14 protein-coding genes are annotated in these 18,194 nt (G+C 68.7%); 7 read left to right on the forward strand and 7 right to left on the reverse strand.

Annotation, left to right across the window (positions count from 1 at the left end; all coding sequences use genetic code 11):
* Positions 1 to 7 precede the first annotated feature (7 nt).
* From ACW5DW_RS08425 to cmk, 3 genes are all read right to left on the reverse strand, one after another.
* Positions 8 to 310, reverse strand: coding sequence for an integration host factor subunit beta (locus ACW5DW_RS08425; RefSeq protein WP_457018309.1), 303 nt, complete (start codon positions 308 to 310; stop codon positions 8 to 10).
* Positions 311 to 421: 111 nt separating this feature from the next.
* Entirely contained in the window at positions 422 to 2,110 is a 1,689-nt protein-coding gene (gene rpsA / locus ACW5DW_RS08430; protein WP_457018310.1) for a 30S ribosomal protein S1, read from the reverse strand.
* Positions 2,111 to 2,306: 196 nt separating this feature from the next.
* Positions 2,307 to 2,978, reverse strand: coding sequence for a (d)CMP kinase (gene cmk, locus ACW5DW_RS08435; protein WP_457018311.1), 672 nt, complete (start codon positions 2,976 to 2,978; stop codon positions 2,307 to 2,309).
* Between the two features lie 258 nt (positions 2,979 to 3,236).
* On the opposite strand from cmk, the gene ykgO reads away from it, so the two are divergent.
* The 5 genes from ykgO (at position 3,237) to ACW5DW_RS08460 (ending at position 7,257) form a co-directional block, all read left to right on the forward strand.
* On the forward strand, positions 3,237 to 3,362 hold the full coding sequence (ykgO, locus tag ACW5DW_RS08440; RefSeq protein ID WP_010342887.1) for a type B 50S ribosomal protein L36: 126 nt from the start codon (positions 3,237 to 3,239) through the stop codon (positions 3,360 to 3,362).
* Positions 3,363 to 3,572: 210 nt separating this feature from the next.
* Positions 3,573 to 3,899 (forward strand): hypothetical protein, encoded by a 327-nt coding sequence (locus ACW5DW_RS08445; RefSeq protein WP_457018312.1) that lies wholly within the window; start codon positions 3,573 to 3,575, stop codon positions 3,897 to 3,899.
* Positions 3,900 to 3,923: 24 nt separating this feature from the next.
* Positions 3,924 to 4,958, forward strand: coding sequence for an agmatine deiminase family protein (locus tag ACW5DW_RS08450; RefSeq protein WP_457018313.1), 1,035 nt, complete (start codon positions 3,924 to 3,926; stop codon positions 4,956 to 4,958).
* A gap of 51 nt (positions 4,959 to 5,009) precedes the next feature.
* Positions 5,010 to 5,894, forward strand: coding sequence for a carbon-nitrogen hydrolase (locus ACW5DW_RS08455; RefSeq protein WP_457018314.1), 885 nt, complete (start codon positions 5,010 to 5,012; stop codon positions 5,892 to 5,894).
* 148 nt (positions 5,895 to 6,042) lie between these two features.
* On the forward strand, positions 6,043 to 7,257 hold the full coding sequence (locus ACW5DW_RS08460; RefSeq protein ID WP_457018315.1) for a TraB/GumN family protein: 1,215 nt from the start codon (positions 6,043 to 6,045) through the stop codon (positions 7,255 to 7,257).
* 99 nt (positions 7,258 to 7,356) lie between these two features.
* Here the strand turns inward: ACW5DW_RS08460 and ACW5DW_RS08465 are convergent, their stop codons facing one another.
* From ACW5DW_RS08465 to ACW5DW_RS08475, 3 genes are read right to left on the reverse strand one after another with little or no spacing between them, the layout of a single operon-like run.
* Positions 7,357 to 10,446 (reverse strand): efflux RND transporter permease subunit, encoded by a 3,090-nt coding sequence (locus ACW5DW_RS08465; RefSeq protein ID WP_457018316.1) that lies wholly within the window; start codon positions 10,444 to 10,446, stop codon positions 7,357 to 7,359.
* Positions 10,447 to 10,450: 4 nt separating this feature from the next.
* The gene (locus ACW5DW_RS08470) at positions 10,451 to 13,933 is read right to left on the reverse strand and encodes an efflux RND transporter permease subunit (RefSeq protein WP_457018317.1); all 3,483 of its coding nucleotides are present in this window, start codon (positions 13,931 to 13,933) and stop codon (positions 10,451 to 10,453) included.
* Complete coding sequence (locus tag ACW5DW_RS08475) at positions 13,933 to 15,066, reverse strand: efflux RND transporter periplasmic adaptor subunit (protein WP_457018318.1); 1,134 nt, start codon at positions 15,064 to 15,066, stop codon at positions 13,933 to 13,935. The genes ACW5DW_RS08470 and ACW5DW_RS08475 overlap by 1 nt, the downstream gene beginning before the upstream one ends.
* 330 nt (positions 15,067 to 15,396) lie before the next feature.
* Here ACW5DW_RS08475 and ACW5DW_RS08480 point away from each other — a divergent pair, with 330 nt between their 5' ends.
* Positions 15,397 to 15,855 (forward strand): c-type cytochrome, encoded by a 459-nt coding sequence (locus ACW5DW_RS08480; protein ID WP_457018319.1) that lies wholly within the window; start codon positions 15,397 to 15,399, stop codon positions 15,853 to 15,855.
* Between the two features lie 5 nt (positions 15,856 to 15,860).
* The gene (locus tag ACW5DW_RS08485) at positions 15,861 to 16,283 is read left to right on the forward strand and encodes a c-type cytochrome (protein WP_457018437.1); all 423 of its coding nucleotides are present in this window, start codon (positions 15,861 to 15,863) and stop codon (positions 16,281 to 16,283) included.
* Positions 16,284 to 16,533: 250 nt separating this feature from the next.
* Here the strand turns inward: ACW5DW_RS08485 and ACW5DW_RS08490 are convergent, their stop codons facing one another.
* Positions 16,534 to 18,189, reverse strand: coding sequence for a hypothetical protein (locus tag ACW5DW_RS08490; protein WP_457018320.1), 1,656 nt, complete (start codon positions 18,187 to 18,189; stop codon positions 16,534 to 16,536).
* Positions 18,190 to 18,194 lie beyond the last annotated feature (5 nt).

Consider the following 18,194-nt stretch of genomic DNA (forward strand, 5'->3'; position numbering starts at 1 on the left):
GCGCGCCCTACTCCTCGAGCGGCAGCGGAACCACGGCGGTGACGCGCTCGCGCAGCTCCTTGCCGGGTTTGAAGTGGGGAACGTGCTTGCCGGGCAGCGCAACGGCCTCGCCCGTCTTGGGATTGCGTCCGGTGCGCGGCGGCCTGAAATGCAGCGAGAAGCTGCCGAAGCCGCGGATCTCGATCCGGTCGCCGTTGGCGAGGGAACCCGCCATCATCTCCAGCAGCGACTTCACCGCCAGGTCGACGTCGTCGGCCTTCAGGTGCGCCTGGCGCTGGGTGAGGATCTCGATCAGTTCCGATTTGGTCATCGTCGACGCATCCGTGGGCAATCGGATGGATGGCTCGGCAATGCCGGGCCATCCGTCTTTCCAGACGCCCGGCCTTGCGGCCGGACGACGCGGCTGACGCCGCAAGCCCGATCACTCGGACTTGTTCTCCAACTGCTCGCGCAGCAGCGCGCCCAGCTTGGTGGTACCGCTGGAAGCCTCGGCCGCGACCTTGTTGTACTCGGCCAGGGTGTCGGCCGCCTCGGCCTCGTCCTTGGCGCGGATCGACAGCTGCAGCGTGCGGCTCTTGCGGTCCTGGCCGGTGTACTTGGCCTCGATCTCATCGCCGACCTTGAGGTGCTGGCTGGCATCGTCGACACGAACGTCGGCGACGTCACGGGCGGCCACATAGCCTTCCACGCCCTCACCCAGGTCGATGACCGCACCCTTGGCGTCCACTTCCTTGACCGTGCCGGTGACCTTGGAGCCACGCGGGTGGTTGGCCAGGAACTGCCCGTACGGATCCTGCTCAAGCTGCTTGACGCCCAGCGAGATGCGCTCGCGCTCCGGATCGACCGCCAGCACCACCGCCTCAAGCGTGTCGCCCTTCTTGAAGTTGCGCGCGATTTCCTCGCCGGTGGAGTTCCAGGTGATGTCGGACAGGTGGATCAGGCCATCGATGCCGCCGTCCAGGCCGATGAAGATGCCGAAATCGGTGATCGACTTGATCTGGCCGTCGACCTTGTCGCCCTTCTTGTGGATGGCCGCGAAGGTCTCCCACGGGTTGGACGTGACCTGCTTGATGCCCAGCGAGATGCGGCGACGCTCTTCGTCCACGTCCAGCACCATGACCTCGAGCTCGTCACCGACCTGCACCACCTTGGACGGGTTGACGTTCTTGTTGGTCCAGTCCATCTCCGACACGTGCACCAGGCCCTCGACGCCCGGCTCGATCTCGACGAACGCGCCGTAATCGGTGACGTTGGAGACCTTGCCGAACACGCGGGTGTTGGACGGGTAACGGCGCGCGATGTTGTCCCACGGATCCTCGCCCAGCTGCTTGAGGCCCAGGCTGACGCGGTTGCGTTCCTTGTCGTACTTGAGCACGCGCACGTCGAGTTCGGCGCCCACTTCCACGACTTCGGACGGATGGCGCACGCGCTTCCAGGCCATGTCGGTGATGTGCAGCAGGCCGTCGATGCCGCCCAGGTCGACGAACGCACCGTAATCGGTGAGGTTCTTGACCACGCCCTTGAGCACGGCGCCCTCGACCAGCTTCTCCATCAGCGCCTCGCGCTCCTCGGAGTGCTCGCTCTCGACGACGGCGCGGCGCGACACGACCACGTTGTTGCGCTTGCGGTCGAGCTTGATGAGCTTGAACTCGAGTTCCTTGCCCTCGAGGTACACCGGGTCGCGGACCGGGCGCACGTCGACCAGTGAACCCGGCAGGAACGCGCGGACATCCTTGATGTCGACGGTGAAGCCGCCCTTGACCTTGCCGCTGATGCGGCCAACGATGGTCTCGTTCTTCTCGAGCGCTTCTTCCAGCTCGTCCCACACCATGGCGCGCTTGGCCTTCTCGCGCGACAGCACGGTCTCGCCGAAGCCGTTCTCGAGCGAGTCGAGGGCGACCTTGACGATATCGCCCTCGGCGACGTCGATCTCGCCGGCGTCGTTACGGAACTGTTCGATCGGCACGATGCCTTCGGACTTGAGCCCGGCGTTGATCACGACCACGTCGGTGCGCACCTGGACCACGGTGCCGGTGACGATGGCGCCCGGCTTGAGCTTTGCCAGGAACGACTGGCTGGCTTCGAACAGTTCTGCGAATGATTCGGTCATTTGGACAAATACCCGGTTGATGACACAGACCGCATGCCGATGAAGGCGTGACGGTCCACCCGTTTGTCGGCCTGCGCGGGATGCGTGGGGCCGTGAGTGTGGTGGTGGATGGAACCGCACGGGACATCCCGGGCGGAGCTTGTCTGCCGGCGCGACCAGCGAAGACGCCGGCGCCCCGCTGACCGCCAGAAGCGGCCTACGGGGCGACCAGCGCCAGCACGCGCCCGACGACCGCGTCGATGCCAAGGCCTGTGGTGTCGATGTGGACGGCATCAATGGCCGGCCGCAACGGCGCCACCGTGCGACTGGCGTCACGGGCGTCGCGCGCGAGGATCTCGCGCAGCAGACCGGCCATTGTGACCGAAACCCCCTTGTCCTTCAACTGTTTATAGCGCCTTTCCGCACGCTCGTCGGCGCTGGCGGTCAGGAACACCTTGAACGCCGCGTCCGGGAAGATGATCGTGCCCATGTCACGGCCGTCCGCCACCAGCCCCGGCGGCTGGCGGAATGCGCGCTGCCGGTCCGTGAGGGCGGCGCGCACCTCGGCGATGGCGGCGATGGCCGAAGCGGCCGCACCGGCCGTTTCCGTGCGCAGTTCGTCGGTCGCGTCATGCCTGTTAACCAGCACGCGCAGTTCCCCGTCGGCGGCCTCGAGGAAGCCGACCTCGGTATCGAAGGTGCAGCGAACCAGAGCGCCCGCGTCACCCAGGTCGACCCCCGCCCAGCCCGCAGCCACCCCGACCGCCCGGTACAGGGCGCCCGAATCGAGATAGTTCCAACCCAGTTGCCGCGCCACGAGGCGGCTGATCGTGCCCTTGCCGGAGCCGGAAGGACCATCGATGGTGAGGACTGGAACGGTATCTGGCATGGGCCTGCGGTCGTGGCTGGAGGACGCGGATTATCCCGCAGCGCGCCAAGGGAAGGCCAACATGCCGAGCAAGCGCCCCAGGGGACACCGGAAAAGCAAGCAGTGTCCGCGCCACGCCCGCATGACCGCTCCGCAGGCTCCCTTGACGTCGCCCGTACGGCGGCGCTGGCCACCCGCCACAAAACAGGCTTGAACCTGCGCCGGCGACACCGCTATAATGCGCGGCTTACTTTTTCAACCCCGCTTTCGAGGTTTCCCATGAAGGTCCTGTCCTCCCTGAAGTCGGCGAAGGCCCGTCACCGCGACTGCAAGGTCGTTCGTCGCCGTGGCAAGGTCTTCGTGATCTGCAAGTCGAACCCGCGTTTCAAGGCGCGCCAGCGCTGATCCGCGCGACCCGCCCGGCCCAGGCCGGATGTCGGGTCGGATGGTACGCAAACGGGCCGCAGCGATGCGGCCTTTTTGCGTGCCTGCGTTTCGCCGGACCGATGCGCTGCGCACTTCGCAGCGCGCACATGCGCACGGCGCGGCACCCGTGAATCTGATACAACGCCCGGGCCACCACAACACGGCCTGCGGGCCTGAGGAGCCCTGAAGATGCGCCTGACCTCATGCCTTGTCCTGTCCGCACTGCTGTGTTGCGCGGGCGCCGCCTCTGCCGACACCCTGCTGGTCGACCGCGCGCAGCACAAGGCGCACGTCGCACTGCCCGAGCGCGGCCTCAGCACCGCGCAGGTGCAGGCCAGGTTCGGCGCACCCAGCGAACGGCTCGACCCTCGCGGCGGCCAGAAGAGCCAGTGGCCGACGATCAACCGCTGGGTCTACCCGCAGTTCACCGTGTACTTCGAGCGCGACCGCGTCATCGATGCGGTGCTCAACCAGTCCACCGCCAGCGAAACCGGCCCCAGGCCGGCGATCCGCTGAGCTTCCAGAGCCAGCCCTCCCCGCATGACCCAGGCGACAGCGCGATTCCCCGCGGAGTGGGAGCCCCAGTCCGCAGTCCTCATCGCCTGGCCGAACGCCGACACCGACTGGGCCGACAGGCTGGGCGAAGTCGAGGACACCTACATCGCCATGGTCGCGGCGATCACCCGCTTCCAGCCAGCGATCGTCTGTGTGGCCGATGCCGACGTGGAGGCCTATGCGCGCGCGCGCCTGTCCTCGGCGCGCGTGCAGATGGACCAGGTGCGCTTTGTCGAGGTGCCCTACGACGACACCTGGCTGCGCGACTCGGGGCCGATCACCCTGCACGACGGAGACGGCTTCCGGCTGATGGATTTCAGGTTCACCGGCTGGGGCGGCAAGTTCGATGCGCGCCAGGACGATCAGCTGGTCGAGCGCCTGCATGGACTGGGAATCTTCTCGAACAGTTCCAGGCAAGCCGTTGATTTCGCACTGGAAGGTGGCGCCATTGAAACCGATGGCGCGGGCACGCTGTTGACCACCTGGACCTGCCTGGGCGAGCGCCACCCGGGGGCGACACGCGAGCAACTCGATCAAAAACTTGCCGGCTGGCTGGCGCAGGATCGCGTGCTGTGGCTCGACCACGGCCACCTGGAAGGGGACGACACCGACGCCCACATCGACACCCTCGCCCGCTTCGCCGCGCCCGACGCCATCGCCTACCAGGCCTGCGACGACCCGTCCGACAGTCATTATCCGGGCCTGCAGGCGATGGCCGCCGAACTCGCCGCCCTGCGCACCGCCGACGGCAGGCCCTATCGGCTGTTCCCGCTGCCCTGGCCCAAGCCGGTACTCGACGAAGGGCGTCGCCTGGCCGCGTCCTACGCCAATTTCCTGATCATCAACGGCGCCGTACTGATGCCGGCCTACGGCGATCCGGCCGATGCCGATGCCGCGGCCGTACTGCAGCAGGCCTTTCCGGACCGCGAGATCGTGCAGGTGCCCTGCCGGCCGCTGATCTGGCAGAACGGCAGCCTGCACTGCGTGACCATGCAACTGCCGGCGGGCCTGGTCGCCTGACGCGCCGGGGCGTTCCCGAAGCGGACACGCAGCGGGTCCTACAATGGCCGCATGAACAAGCGCACCCTCCCCGTTGCACTGATCCAGGAAAAGAACCACGGCGACACCGAAGCCAACCTTTCGGTGATCGCCGAGCGTGTCGCCGAGGCCGCGAAGCAGGGCGCAAGGCTGGTCCTGCTGCAGGAGCTGCACAACGGCTGCTATTTCTGCCAGCACGAATCGGTGGACGAGTTCGATCTCGCCGAACCGATCCCCGGGCCCAGCACCGAGCGCCTCGGCGCCCTGGCCAGGCAGCACGGCGTGGTGCTGGTGTCCTCGCTGTTCGAGCGCCGCGCCGCCGGGCTGTACCACAACACCGCGGTGGTGTTCGAAAAGGACGGCTCGGTCGCGGGCAAGTACCGCAAGATGCACATCCCCGACGATCCGGGCTTCTACGAGAAGTTCTACTTCACCCCGGGCGACATGGGATTCACGCCGATCGACACCTCGGTCGGCCGGCTTGGCGTGCTGGTGTGCTGGGACCAGTGGTACCCAGAAGCCGCGCGCCTGATGGCGCTGGCCGGCGCCGAAGTGCTGCTCTACCCCACCGCGATCGGCTGGGACCCCGACGATGACCAGGCCGAGAAGAACCGCCAGCGCGACGCATGGGTGCTGAGCCACCGCGGCCACGCGGTCGCCAACGGCCTGCCGGTGCTCTCCTGCAACCGCGTCGGCCATGAGCCTTCGCCGATGGGCGCCAGCGGCGTCGACTTCTGGGGCAACAGCCACGTGCTGGGGCCGCAGGGCGAGTTCATCGCCGAAGCCGGTGGCGAGGCGACCGTGCTGCTGGCCGAGGTCGACCTGCAGCGCAGCGAGCACGTGCGGCGCATCTGGCCGTTCCTGCGCGATCGCCGCATCGACGCCTACGATGGGCTGCTCAAGCGCTACATCGACTAGGCACGATGTCGCCTACGCACGCGGGCGCCGTATCGCGTCGGCGACTTTTCCAGCCGCGGCACAGGCACTACCCTGTGACCCGCTGAACCGGGACGGCGCCACGAGGTGCCGTCCCGCCGTTGAGCGACACCCCGAAGAAGCCGATCCCGTGACCGAATCCGATATTTCCGCCGACGCCGACTGGCGTTCGCAGCCCCATGCCATCGTCGAACGCGATGGCGTGCGCTACACCCTGCTCGGCACCGCGCATGTCTCACACGCGAGCGTCGCGGCCGTGCGCCAAGCCATCGCCAGCGGCGAGTTCGACACGGTCGCGGTCGAGCTCGATGCGCAGCGGCTGCAGGCGATCAGCGACCCCGATGCGCTGGCCAGGCTCGATCTGGTCAAGGTGCTGCGGGAGGGCAAGACCCCGCTGTTCGCCGCCAACCTCGCCCTGGCCAGCTACCAGCGACGCCTGGCCGAACAGCTGGGCATCGAACCGGGCGCCGAACTCAAGGCGGCGGTCGAGGATGCGCGCGCGGCCGGCCTGCCGACCCACCTGATCGACCGCGACGTCGGCCTGACCTTCAAGCGGGCACTGCAGCGGCTGGGCTGGTGGCAGCGGGCCAAGCTCGGCGGTGGCATCGTCGCCGGCCTGATCATCGACGAGGAAGTCGCCGAACACGACATCGAGAAGCTCAAGCAGGGCGACATGCTGCAGGCCAGCTTCAGCGAGTTCGCCGAACAGACGCCCGAACTCTACGACGCGCTGATCACCGAGCGCGACCGCTACATGGCTGCCCGCCTTCGCGAAACCGCCGGCAGCGCACGCGAGGTGCTGGCCGTGGTCGGCGCCGGCCACCTCGAGGGCCTGGCGCTGCACCTGCGCGACGAACAGGCGACGCCGCACTCGGTGACCGCGTCGCTGGAGACGGTGAAGCCCAAATCGAAGCTGCCGATCATGGAGCTGTGCATCGGCGCCTTCCTGCTGGGCGGGTTCGCCTGGGGCTTTGCAGCCGGCGGCTTCGCCGTTGGCACCGATCTGCTCCTGTACTGGGTGCTGTGGACCGGCGGTCTGGGTGCGCTGGGCTGCCTGATCGCCGGCGGCCATCCGCTGAGCATCCTCGGCGCATTCGTGTCCTCGCCGTTCACGCCGCTGCATCCCGCGCTGGCCTCGGGCACGGTCAGCGCGCTGATCGAGGCCTGGGTGCGCAAGCCCACCTACGCCGACTTCATGGCCCTGCGCGCGGATGTGAACAGCGTGCGCGGCTGGTGGCGCAACCGCGTGGCGCGCGTGCTGGTCAACTTCTTCCTGACCTCGCTCGGTACCGCGATCGGCGTATGGACCGGCGGCGCGAGGATGCTGGCGCGGCTGTTCGCATGAGCCGCTGGCTCAGAACAGCGTAAACGCGCCGTTGACCACGTAGTGCGCCAGCACCGGCAGCAGGCTGCCGGTGCGCGTGGCACGTGCCCGGGGTCAGCATCAACCGTCCACGCCCAGCGCCGGCAACGCTTCATCCGTGGCGCCAGCCTTGCGGCCGCGGGCCCGCGCCACCAGGCGCGAGGTGCCGTTGCGCAGGTCGTCCAGCAGCGCGTAGATGGTCGGCAGGAACAGCAGGCTCACCACCGTCGAGAACGCCAGCCCGCCGGCGATCGCACGCGCCATCGGATGGTAGGCGGGCATGCCTTCGGCGGTGTCGGTATTGAGCGCGATCGGGATCATCGCCAGGATCGCCGTACCCATGGTCATCAGGATCGGCCGCAGGCGTTCGCGGCTGCCCTCCACCAGCGCGTCGGTCCGCGCAAGGCCGCGCCGGCGCAGGTTGTTGATGTGTTCGATCATGACGATGCCGTTGTTCACCACCACGCCCATCAGCACCAGGATGCCGATCACCGCCATGATGTTCATCTCGGTGCCGGTGATCCAGAACAGCCAGTACACGCCGAAGATCGAGAACAGCACGCAGGACATGATCGCGGTCGGGAACAGCAGCGACTCGAACACCGCCGCCATGATCACCAGCATCAGCACCAGCGCGATCACGATCGCCTGCACCATCTGCTCCATGCCGTCGATGTTGATGTTGAAGCCCATGCCGCTGAAGGTGTAGCCGTAGCCGGGCGGGAACTGCATGCCGTCCAGCGTCGTTTCCACCGCCTTGCGCGCGTCCTCCATCGACACGCCCTGCCCCAGCCCGGCCTCGATCCTGAGGATGGTCTGGCGGTTCATGCGCTGGATCGAAGTCGAGGCAGGGTTGAGCGAGACGTCCACCATCGCAAGCAGCGGCACTTCGGTACCGCCGGGCGCGCGGACCATGAACGTGGCCAGGTCCTCGAAGCCGTAGCTTTCCGAACCCGCGAAGCGCACGTTGACCGGGATCTCGACGTCGTCGCGGTGGAAATCCCGCAGCGACGAACCGCGCAGCGCCATGCCGACGAACTGCGCCACTTCCTGCGCGCTGAAGCCATAGGCGGCGGCGCGCTCGCGGTCCACCCGCACCGACAGCTCGGTGTTGGCATCGCCGGTATCCACGCGTGCGTCGCGAAGCGCCGGAATCCGGTCGAGCATGGGCACGATGTCGGCGGCAAGCTCCTCCAGCACCTGGGTCGAATCGCCGATGAGGCTGAAGCGCAGGCCCTCGCCCTCGCTGCCCATGCCGCCCGGCCAGCCGATGCCCATGGTGGCCCGCGCAGACTTCGGCAGCCCTTCGCGCACCTGCTCCTGGATCTGCTTGCCCAGTTCGCGGTCGTCGACGTCGTCCAGGAACAGCCGCGTGAACGCCCACCCCTGCTCGCTGTAGCGGCTGTAGACCTTGTCGATATGGAAGCGTTCGCGATTTGCGTTGACGAACTCCTCCACGCGCGCCACTTCGCGGCCCATCTCCTCCTTCGAATAGGCGCCCTTCCACTGGTAGTAGATGTTGATCTGGCCGGGGTCGCTGTCGTCGCCGCCGCCTTTGGTGTTCATCATCGGCACGGCGCTGACCAGCGAGATGGCGAGGATCCCGGCCACGCTCCAGCCGCGATGCTCGAGCGTCCAGCGCAACAGCCGCGCATAGCGCTGCTGCATGCCACTGATGAAGGGTGACTTGAGCGCCGGCGGCGTTTTCATCCGCGCCGACAGCATCGGGATCAGGCTCACCGCGACCAGCCAGGAGGCCAGCAGCGAGACCGAGATCGTCACCGCCAGCTGCGACAGGTAGATGGTGATGATGTTGTTCTCGCCGAACAGCATCGGCAGGAACACCACGCAGTGGCACAGCGTGCCGGCCGACAGCGCAATGGCGACGTGGCGGGTACCGATGATCGAGGCCAGCGTGGGCTGGTCGGGATACTTCTCGCGCTCCTGGTAGATGCTCTCCACCACGACCACCGCGTTGTCCACCAGCATGCCCACCGCCAGCAGCAGACCCATCATCGAAATGATGTTGAGCGAGATGCCGGCGAAGTACATGAAGCCCAACGTCATGATGAAGCAGATCGGGATGGCGGCGGTCACCATGAGCGTCGACGGCCAGTGCCGCAGGAACGCGTACAGCACGATCACCGACAGCGCCAGGCCGATGCCGCCGGCCTCGGCCAGCGCCAGCAGCGAGCCGGTGACTGCTTCGCCCTGGTCGTCGGTGACCTCGATCTCGACACCGCGCATGGCAGGATCGCCTTCGAGCACCGCGACCTCGGCGCGCACCGCGCGCGACAGGTCGACGAGGTTGGCCGACCGCTCCTTGTAGACGTCCACCGCGACGCTGGGCCTGCCCTCGAGCTGGCGCACGTAGTCCATGCGCTGTGGCTGCAGTTCGACCGTGGCCACGTCCGACAGGCGCGTGCCGCGGTCGCCGATCGGCAGGTCGCGCAGCGCCTGCAATTCCTGCAGCTCGCCGCGCGGCTGCACGCGCAGGCGCTGCCCTTCCTGGGTGATCTGTCCGGCCGAGACCGAGAAGTTGGCTGCCTGCAGCCGCTGCACCAGCTCGTTGAGCGCCACGCCGTGCGCGCTGATGCGGTCCTTGTCGAGCGCCACCAGCACCTCCTGGCGGGCCACGCCCTCGACCTCCACCCGCGCCACGCCCGGCAGGCGCTCCAAGCGCTGCTTGATGCTGCGCTCGATCAGCTCGGCGCGCGCGGTCAGGTCGTCGTCGCTGGTCAGGCGCAGGCTCATCGCCTCGCGGTCGCTGGTGCTCCAGCGCTGCACGTAGTAGCGGCGGAAGTCGTCCGGCAGCTCGTCGCGCACCGCGTCGATGCGCTCGCGCGCCTCGGAGGCGGCGATGGCGATGTCGCGGCTCCAGTCGCTGAACTCGACCTGGATCTGGCCGCCCTCGGCGTTGGCGCGCGAGTTCATCGACTTGATGCCGGCCATCGTCGCCAGGGCTTCCTCCACCGGCCGCAGGACGTTGCGTTCGACCTCCTCCGGCGTGGAGCCCGGATACGGCAGCGAGACGAAGAAGAACGGGATCGTCGCTTCGGGCTCGGCCTCCAGCGGCAGCCGGAACGAGGCGATCAGGCCGATCGCCACCATCGAGACGAACAGCATGATGGTGGTGACCGGGCGGCGGATCGAGAGCTCGGTGATGTTCATCGGCTCAGCTCCGTTCGCCCGGGCCGTCCAGCGCGTCCTGCTCGCGGGCCAGCACCTGCGCCACCTGGGTGGCGGTGGCCTGCACGCGGCGGCCGCGCTCGGCGTAGTAGCCGTCGGGCTTGCGGTCGAGCAGGTCGTACACCACCGGGATCACCACCAGGGTCAGCAGGGTCGAGACCAGCAGGCCGCCGATCACGGTGATGGCCATCGGCGAGCGCACCTCGGCGCCTTCGCCGAAGGCCAGCGCCAGCGGCATGAAGCCGAACACCGCGGTGAGCATGGTCATCATGATCGGGCGCAGGCGCGAGCGTGCGCCCTCCACCAGCGCCTCGCGCTTGGCCATCCCGGCCTCGCGCAGCTGGTTGACCTTGTCGACCAGGATGATCGCGTTCTTGACCACCAAGCCCACCAGAAGGATCAGGCCGATGAACACCACCACCGAGATCGGCGAGCGGGTCAGCAGCAGCGCCGCGATCGCGCCGACCATCGCCAGCGGGATGGTGAACAGGATCACGAACGGATGCAGCAGCGATTCGAACTGCGAGGCCATCACCAGGTAGACCAGGAACACGGCCAGCGCGAAGGCGAACAGCAACGAGCGCAACGATTCAGCCAGCTCCTCGCCCTGGCCACCGATGCGCATGCCGACCTCGGCGCCCAGCGGGTCGGCGGCGACCATCTGCTGCACTTCGGTGACCGCCGCGCCCAGGTCGATGTCGCGCAGGTTGGCCGACACCAGCGCCACGCGGCGCTGGTCGGCGCGGTGGATCTCGCTCGGCCCCGTGGTCGAGACCACCTCGGCCACCGAGCCCAGTTCCACCGGCGCGGCTGATCCGGGATTGACGATCAGGCGGCGGATGTCCTCCACCGACGAACGCTCGGACTCCGCCACCCGTACCAGCACGTCGATCTTGCGGTCGCGGAAGCTGTAGCGCGTGGCGACATTGCCGCGCACCTTGTTGACCACCGCGTCGGCGATCTGGCGCGAGGTCAGGCCCAGGGCTGCGGCGCGGTCATGGTCGAACAGGATCTGGATCTCGGGGTAGCCCTGCTCCACCGTCGATTTGACGTCGGCGTAGTGCGGGTTCTCGCGCAGCAGCCCGGCCAGGCGCACGCCGGCGACGCGGATCGCCTCCAGGTCGCTGCCCTCGATCTCGATCTCCAGCGGCGGCGACAGCGCGAACAGTTCGGGCCGCGCGAAGTCCACCTGCGCGGCCGGGTACTCGGCCATGGTGCCGCGCAGGCGGTCGATCAGCACCTGCTCGCGCGAGGTGTCGTCCATCACCACCGACAGTTTGCCGATGTTCTCGCCGCTCTCGGTGGGGCTGGCGTCCAGGCGCGTGCCGGTGCCGGACACGCCGTACAGCAGGCGCACGCCCTCCTCGCCGGCATGCTTGCGCTGCACCTCGCGGATCAGCGCGTCGGTCTGCGCCAGCGGCGTGCCCGGCGGCAGCTTGGCGGTCATCTCGAAGCGGTCCTGCGCCAGCTGCGGGATCAGGTCCATGCCCATGAACGGCAGCACCGCCAGGGTCAGCGCGAAGGCGAGCACCGAGCCGGCAAGCACCGGCAACGGTCTGGCCAGCGCGCGCGGCAGCATCCGCAGGTAGGCGGCTTCGGCGCGGTTGTACGGCGCCATCGCGATGTCGCTGGCCTTGCCCATCACCGGCGCGACCACCTTCACCAGCCCGCGCCAAACGCGCACGACCAGCCAGACGACGCCGAAGGCCAGGCCGCGCACGCTTGCGCCGATGCCGCGCCCCGTCGCCGCCACCGGCTTCTGCCAGCGGCTGGCCGGACGCCACTGCGGAAGCGGCGCCTCATCGTCCGGGAACGCCAGCGGCGCGCGCCCCTTGAGCGAGCTGAGCATCGGGATCAGGGTCATCGACACCAGCAGCGACACCGCGATCGCGATCGACACGGTCAGCGCCTGATCGCGGAACAGCTGGCCGGCGATGCCCTCGACGAACACCAGCGGCAGGAATACCGCGATGGTGGTGAGGGTCGAGGCCACCACCGCCATGAACACCTCGCGCGTGCCGGAGATCGCCGCCTCGAGGATGCCCAGGCCGCGCTCGCGTGCCTTGGCCACCGATTCGAGCACCACGATCGAATCGTCCACCACCAGGCCGGTGGCCAGCGCCAGGCCGCCGAGCGACATCAGGTTGAGGCTCAGCCCGAGCTGGCCCATGAAGAAGAAGGTGGTGATGATCGAGATCGGCAGCGACAGCGAGATGACGAAGGTGCTCCAGCCATCGCGCAGGAACAGGAAGATGATCAGCACCGCCAGCAGTCCGCCCAGCACCGCATCGAACTTGAGGTCGCTGATCGCATGGCGGATGAAGACCGACTGGTCCTCGACCACGGTCAGCTCGATATCGCCAGGCAGCTCCTCGCGCACCTGCTTCAGGCGCGCCTCCAGCGCATCGGCGGTGGACACGGTGTTGGCGTCGCCTTCCTTGTAGACCGCCAGCTCAACCGCCTCGTTGCCGGCGGCGCGGATCACCGCCTCGCGTTCGCTGTAGCCCTGGCGGACCACCGCCACGTCCTTCAGCCGCACCGGTGAAGCACCGCCACCACCGCCGGCATCGCTGCGCAGCGCGGCGATCACGTTGGGATCGCGGCTGCCGAGGATCGCGGTCATCAGCTGCTGGTTCTCGCCGGTCGACGTCGTCGAGGATCCAGCTCCGGCCGGATTGAGCAGCATCTCGCCCATCTGCTCGACGGTGGAGAACTGGTTGACCGTGCGCACCAGGTAACGCTGCGAACCTTCCTCCAGGCGCCCGCCCGACAGGTTGACGTTCTCCTGTTGCAGGCGCTGGATCACCGTGTCGAGCGAGATGCCCAGCTGTGCCAGCCTGCGCTGGTCGATCTCGACCTGGATCTCGTCCTCAAGGCCGCCACCGACCTTGACCGCAGCCACGCCCGCCACCGGCTCGAGCTTGCGCTTGAGGTCATCGTCGGCGTAGCGGCGCAGTTCCATCAGCCGGCGCACGGCCTCGGCATCGCTGGCCTCGGCCTGCTTGGAAGACAGCGCCAGGCGCATGATTGGCTGGGTGGACGGATTGAAGCGCAGCAGCACCGGCGGCTTGGCCTCCAGCGGCAGCTGCAGGGTCTCCATCTTGTCGCGCACGTCCAGGCCGGCCTGCTCCATGTCCGTGCCCCAGGCGAACTCGAGCACGACATCGCTTTGCCCGGTGCGCGAGATCGACTTGAGCTTGCGCAGGCCCTTGACCACGCCCAGCGCTTCCTCGGCCGGCTGCGAGATCAGCGTCTCGATCTCGGTCGGCGCAGCGCCCTCGTAATCGGTGCGCACGGTGAGCGTCGGATAGCTCAGGTCAGGCAGCAGTTCGACCTTGAGCCCTGACAGCGAGATCATGCCGAACAGCACCAGGGTCAGCGTCATCATCGCGATCGTGACGCGGCGCCTGGTGGAAAACTCGACGATGTCGAAGCCGCCCGTGCCCGGCGGCGGATCCTGCGGAGCCATCAGTCGGCCGCCCGCTTGCCGGCATCGGCGGTTTCGGCCTTCGGCTCGGCCTTGGCCGCGACGGCGTCATCCAGCACCTGCACGGCGGTGCCTTCGCGCAGCGCCGCCTTGCCCGCGACCACCACCGCATCGCCTTCGCCCAGGCCCTTGCGCACCTCCACCCAGCCGCCGTCCGAATAGCCCAGCTCCAGCGGGACGCGCGAGGCCTTGCCCTCGCGGACCGCATATACCGCCGGCTCGCCGCCATCCTCCAGCAGCGCGCGGCGCGGCACTACCAGCGCATCCTCGCGCTGGTCGTAGCGGATCGCCAGGCGGCTGAACATGCCGGCCTGCAGTTCGCCTTCACCCTCGAAAGCGGCCACCACGCGGAACGTGCCGCTGCCGGTATCCACCACCGGCGACACGCGGTCCACGGTGCCGGTGAAACGCCGGCCCGGCAGCGCGTCCACGGTGAGTTCGACCGTCTGGCCGGGGCGCAGCTTGGCGATCTCGCGCTCGGGCACGTTGAGCGTCGCTTCCAGGCGCGCGGTATCGACGATGCGGAAGATCGGCGAGTTGATCTGCACGAAGTTGCCCGGCTTGATGTCGCGCGAGGCGATCACGCCGGAGATCGGCGCAACCACGTTGGAGTACGACAGCTCGAGGTTGGCCAGCCGGTTCACCGCGCGCGCGTTCTCCAGGTCGTAGCGGATCTGGTCAAGATCGTTCGCGCTGACCATCTGCTGCGCCTCCAGCTGCTGGGCGCGCCTGAAGTTGGCCTCCAGCTTGCGGGCCTGGACTGCGCTCTGCGCGGCCTGCAGGCGCGCCCGATCCGGATCCAGGCGCACCAGCACCTGGCCGGCGCGAACGCTCTGGCCTTCCTCCACCAGCACCTCCAGCGCCACGCCCGAGGTCTTGGCCACCACCTGGGCCTCGGCGCGCGGTTCGAGCGTGGCGGTGTTGCCATAGCTCGCGGCAATCGCGCGACGGCTGACCTTCTCCACTTCGACCGGGATCGCCTCGGGCCCCTTGTCCTCGTCGGACTTGGCCTCTGCATCGCCGCCGCCGCTGCAGCCCGCAAGCATCAGCAAAGCGGACAGCGCGGCGATCGCCAGGACGGGGCGAAGCCCCGGAAATGCGTGGTTCGTGGACATGGACGGACGCGACCCCTATGGTGTTGTAGCAAGGTATATCACTAGCTGGATGGGCAACATCCGCCGAAGGTCATGGTGACTCCCGGCGGCAGCACAAGTTCGACGCAGGCAGGGATGCCGACGTGACCGATGCGGTTGCACTGCTAACGACCCCTGCGCTGCTGCCCCAAGCCGGTGCAAAGCCGGTGCAAAGCCGGCAATGGTGGCGAAGGCGTGGCCATGCGTTAACAGGCCGTGGAGCGCAAGCTATACTGCCGCGATTGCACGACGGCCCGGGTCGTCGCCATCCGATCCACCCAGCCAACAGCCACAGGATTGCGGAACCACTCCATGACGCGACCGTTGACGATCGCCGCCAGCCTCGCCGCCGTGCTCGCGCTGGCCTCGCTGCCGCACAGCGCCCCGGCGCAGGAAGCCACCCCGACCACGGAGCAGGCCGCCCCGGCCGAAACCGATGCCGCCACCGCCCAGGACCCGGCATCTGCCGCCCCAGCGCAGCCCGCAGCGCCCGCCTCCGCCACCCCGGCCGCGCTGGCCGGCAATGCCGACAGCGGACGCCAGCTGACCTACACCTGCCTGGGCTGCCACGGCATCGTCGGATACCGCAACGTGTATCCGACCTACCACGTGCCCATGATCGGCGGGCAGTCGGCGGTCTATCTCACCAACGCGCTGACCGAATACCGGAAGGGCACCCGCAAGCATCCAACCATGGAAGCGCAGGCGCAGAGCTTTTCGGACCAGGACATCGCCGACATCGCCGCCTTCCTGTCGGAGCTGACCCCATGATCCGCCTGTCGTCCGCCGGCCGCGCCGGCCGCATCGCCCTGCCCCTGTTGTTCGCGCTCGCGCTCGCCGCCTGCGGTGGCGGCGACGCCGGCGAAAGTGGCCAGATGTCCTCCTCTGCGGGCCTGCCCGATGGCCGCATGGCCGAGGGCGAGACCCAGGCCGGCGTGAAGGGCCAAGCCACGGGCCAGTCCTGCGTCGACTGCCACGGCGCCGACGGCAACCAGCCGCTGGACGAGACCTATCCCAAGCTCGGCGGGCAGCACTACGACTACCTCGAGCATGCGCTGGTGCAGTACCGAGATGGCCGCCGCGAGCACGCGCTGATGTCGCAGCAGGCGGCAAACCTGACCGACCAGCAGATCGCCGACCTCGCGGCCTTCTTCGCGTCCCGGCCCTCGCAACTGCGCGACCTGCACGGCGTGCACTGAGCCACGCCGGCCAGGTTGGATGGAAAAGGCCCGCTTCTTGCGGGCTTTTTCATGCCTGGGTCACCTTGATTCTCCTTCCCCCGCGCGCGGGGCTGGGTGCCCTCGGGGTGGAAGGCCGGGATGGGGGTGCGCGCCGAAGGCGCGCGAGAAACCACCCCGCGACCTGACCGCCCCCACCCCAACCCTCCCCCGCGCTGCGGGGGAGGGAGCCAGAGCAGCGCCGACCAGCTCGGCGTCCGAAGCCCGACAACTATCCCCCCGGCGGGCGCAGGCTTTCCTGGTCCTGCTGCAGCTCCGGCTTGAACGGCACGTCCGGCGGTTTGCGCGCACCGGCCTCGATGTCGAGCATGTTGGGATCGGTGATGCCGCAAGCGCCGCCGAGCATCAGCATTGCAACGCTGCATTTGATGCGCTTGCCGGTGCCGGGGATCGGGATCAGCACTTCCTTGATGCTGCGCCGGACCCATTCCTCCAGCAGGTTCTCGTGCGGCACCCAGAAGCGGTCGAGCGTGGTCGGCTCGTAGCCGATCGGCGGGCGCTTGAGCCAGGTGCCCATGCGGTCGATCTTCTCGTAGTCCTCGGTGATCGTCCCCGGCGGCAGTCCGCCGCCCACGGCACCGGTGTTGCCGGCCAGGCGCGGGCTGCCGTCCGCATTGAACAACCCGGATGGACTGCCGACCTGCCCGCCCGGCACGTTGCGGTCCGAGTCGCCCCAGTCATCGCCACGGCGTGGCGACGGCAGGCCACCGGGCGGCGCCTGCGGAGAGGTGCCGGCGCCGGAAGTCGAGGCCGTCGAGGATGCGCCCTGCCCGGCGTCACGCGTGCCGCCGGCCGACGCGGCATTCGCCGCCGACTGGCCGCTCGCGGCCGGTGGACCCTGCGCGCTGCCGCGATCGGATGCCGCCTCGGTACTGCCGGTTCCCTGCGCGGGCGCACGCAGCTCGATATCGCGCTGCGCAACGGCCGGCCCATCGCGCCGCAGCTCGGGCGCGGACGGCGCCGGCCGCGGCGCGCGCAACACCACTTCGGCGACCGGCGCGGGCAGGTCACGCTCGACGATCTCGATCTCCGGCTGCCGCAGGTCGGGCACGTCGATCTCGCGGCGCGGCAGCGGCTGGATCTGCGGCGAGGTGACCAGCGGCACTTCGACCACGCGCACATCCGGCGCAGGCGCGCTCAACTCGGGCGTGGGCAAGGCCGGCGTTGGCGGCAGGTCGATGCGCGGCGGCACCAGCACGAAATCCGAATCGGGCTGCGCCGTCTCGGTGACCTCCAACGGCTGTGCGGCCACCGGTGGCGGCACCTCCTCGGGCGGTGCCTGCGTCTCGGCGACCGAAGGCGGCGGCAGCGGCGGTGAGGTCTGCGGTGCAGCTGCTGCCGGCGTCGACGCCGCGGGCGCCGGGCTCGCAGCCTGCTCCGGCACCGGCTCCTCGGCCAGCTGTTCGCCACCGCCCTCGTCCTGCGGCGTACCTTCGCCGATGAACTCGACCTGGGTGATGTTCTCGCCGAGGCGCTCGGCCTCCTCCTCGCCCGGGTAGATCGCCACCATCATCAGGACCATCAGCTGCAGCCACAGCACGTGCAGCAGCAGCGACAGCGAAATCGACGCCACGCGGGTGCGCCGGTCGGGCGTCGGCTGTTCGCGCCAGTCGTAGCGCCACAGGCGGATGAAGGCCTGCCAGCCGTTGAGCGGGCGGTAGCCGGTGGTGTACACAGGCTCGCGCACCAGCAGCACCGCGATCACCGCGTCGATTGCGCGAGCGCCCCGGCGCGGCCGGGCCGGGGCCTCGGCGAACCATTCGTCCCATCCGGGCGGGAACTCCCCGGCCGGCCGTTGCGGCCGGATCGAGCGCCCCTTGCGCAGCCTGCGCTGGATCGCCTCGAGCAGATCGCTGGACGAAAACACGCGGC

This window comes from Luteimonas sp. A482 (assembly GCF_054072655.1).

What these genes read in the sequence shown, in the direction of transcription:
- ACW5DW_RS08455 (WP_457018314.1), top strand. Translation starts at nt 5,010, where the DNA reads ATGAACAAGCGCACCCTCCCCGTTGCACTGATCCAGGAAAAGAACCAC.
- cmk (WP_457018311.1), bottom strand. Translation starts at nt 2,978, where the DNA reads ATGCCAGATACCGTTCCAGTCCTCACCATCGATGGTCCTTCCGGCTCC.
- ACW5DW_RS08445 (WP_457018312.1), top strand. Translation starts at nt 3,573, where the DNA reads ATGCGCCTGACCTCATGCCTTGTCCTGTCCGCACTGCTGTGTTGCGCG.
- ykgO (WP_010342887.1), top strand. Translation starts at nt 3,237, where the DNA reads ATGAAGGTCCTGTCCTCCCTGAAGTCGGCGAAGGCCCGTCACCGCGAC.
- ACW5DW_RS08480 (WP_457018319.1), top strand. Translation starts at nt 15,397, where the DNA reads ATGACGCGACCGTTGACGATCGCCGCCAGCCTCGCCGCCGTGCTCGCG.
- ACW5DW_RS08450 (WP_457018313.1), top strand. Translation starts at nt 3,924, where the DNA reads ATGACCCAGGCGACAGCGCGATTCCCCGCGGAGTGGGAGCCCCAGTCC.
- ACW5DW_RS08465 (WP_457018316.1), bottom strand. Translation starts at nt 10,446, where the DNA reads ATGAACATCACCGAGCTCTCGATCCGCCGCCCGGTCACCACCATCATG.
- ACW5DW_RS08425 (WP_457018309.1), bottom strand. Translation starts at nt 310, where the DNA reads ATGACCAAATCGGAACTGATCGAGATCCTCACCCAGCGCCAGGCGCAC.
- rpsA (WP_457018310.1), bottom strand. Translation starts at nt 2,110, where the DNA reads ATGACCGAATCATTCGCAGAACTGTTCGAAGCCAGCCAGTCGTTCCTG.
- ACW5DW_RS08470 (WP_457018317.1), bottom strand. Translation starts at nt 13,933, where the DNA reads ATGGCTCCGCAGGATCCGCCGCCGGGCACGGGCGGCTTCGACATCGTC.
- ACW5DW_RS08475 (WP_457018318.1), bottom strand. Translation starts at nt 15,066, where the DNA reads ATGTCCACGAACCACGCATTTCCGGGGCTTCGCCCCGTCCTGGCGATC.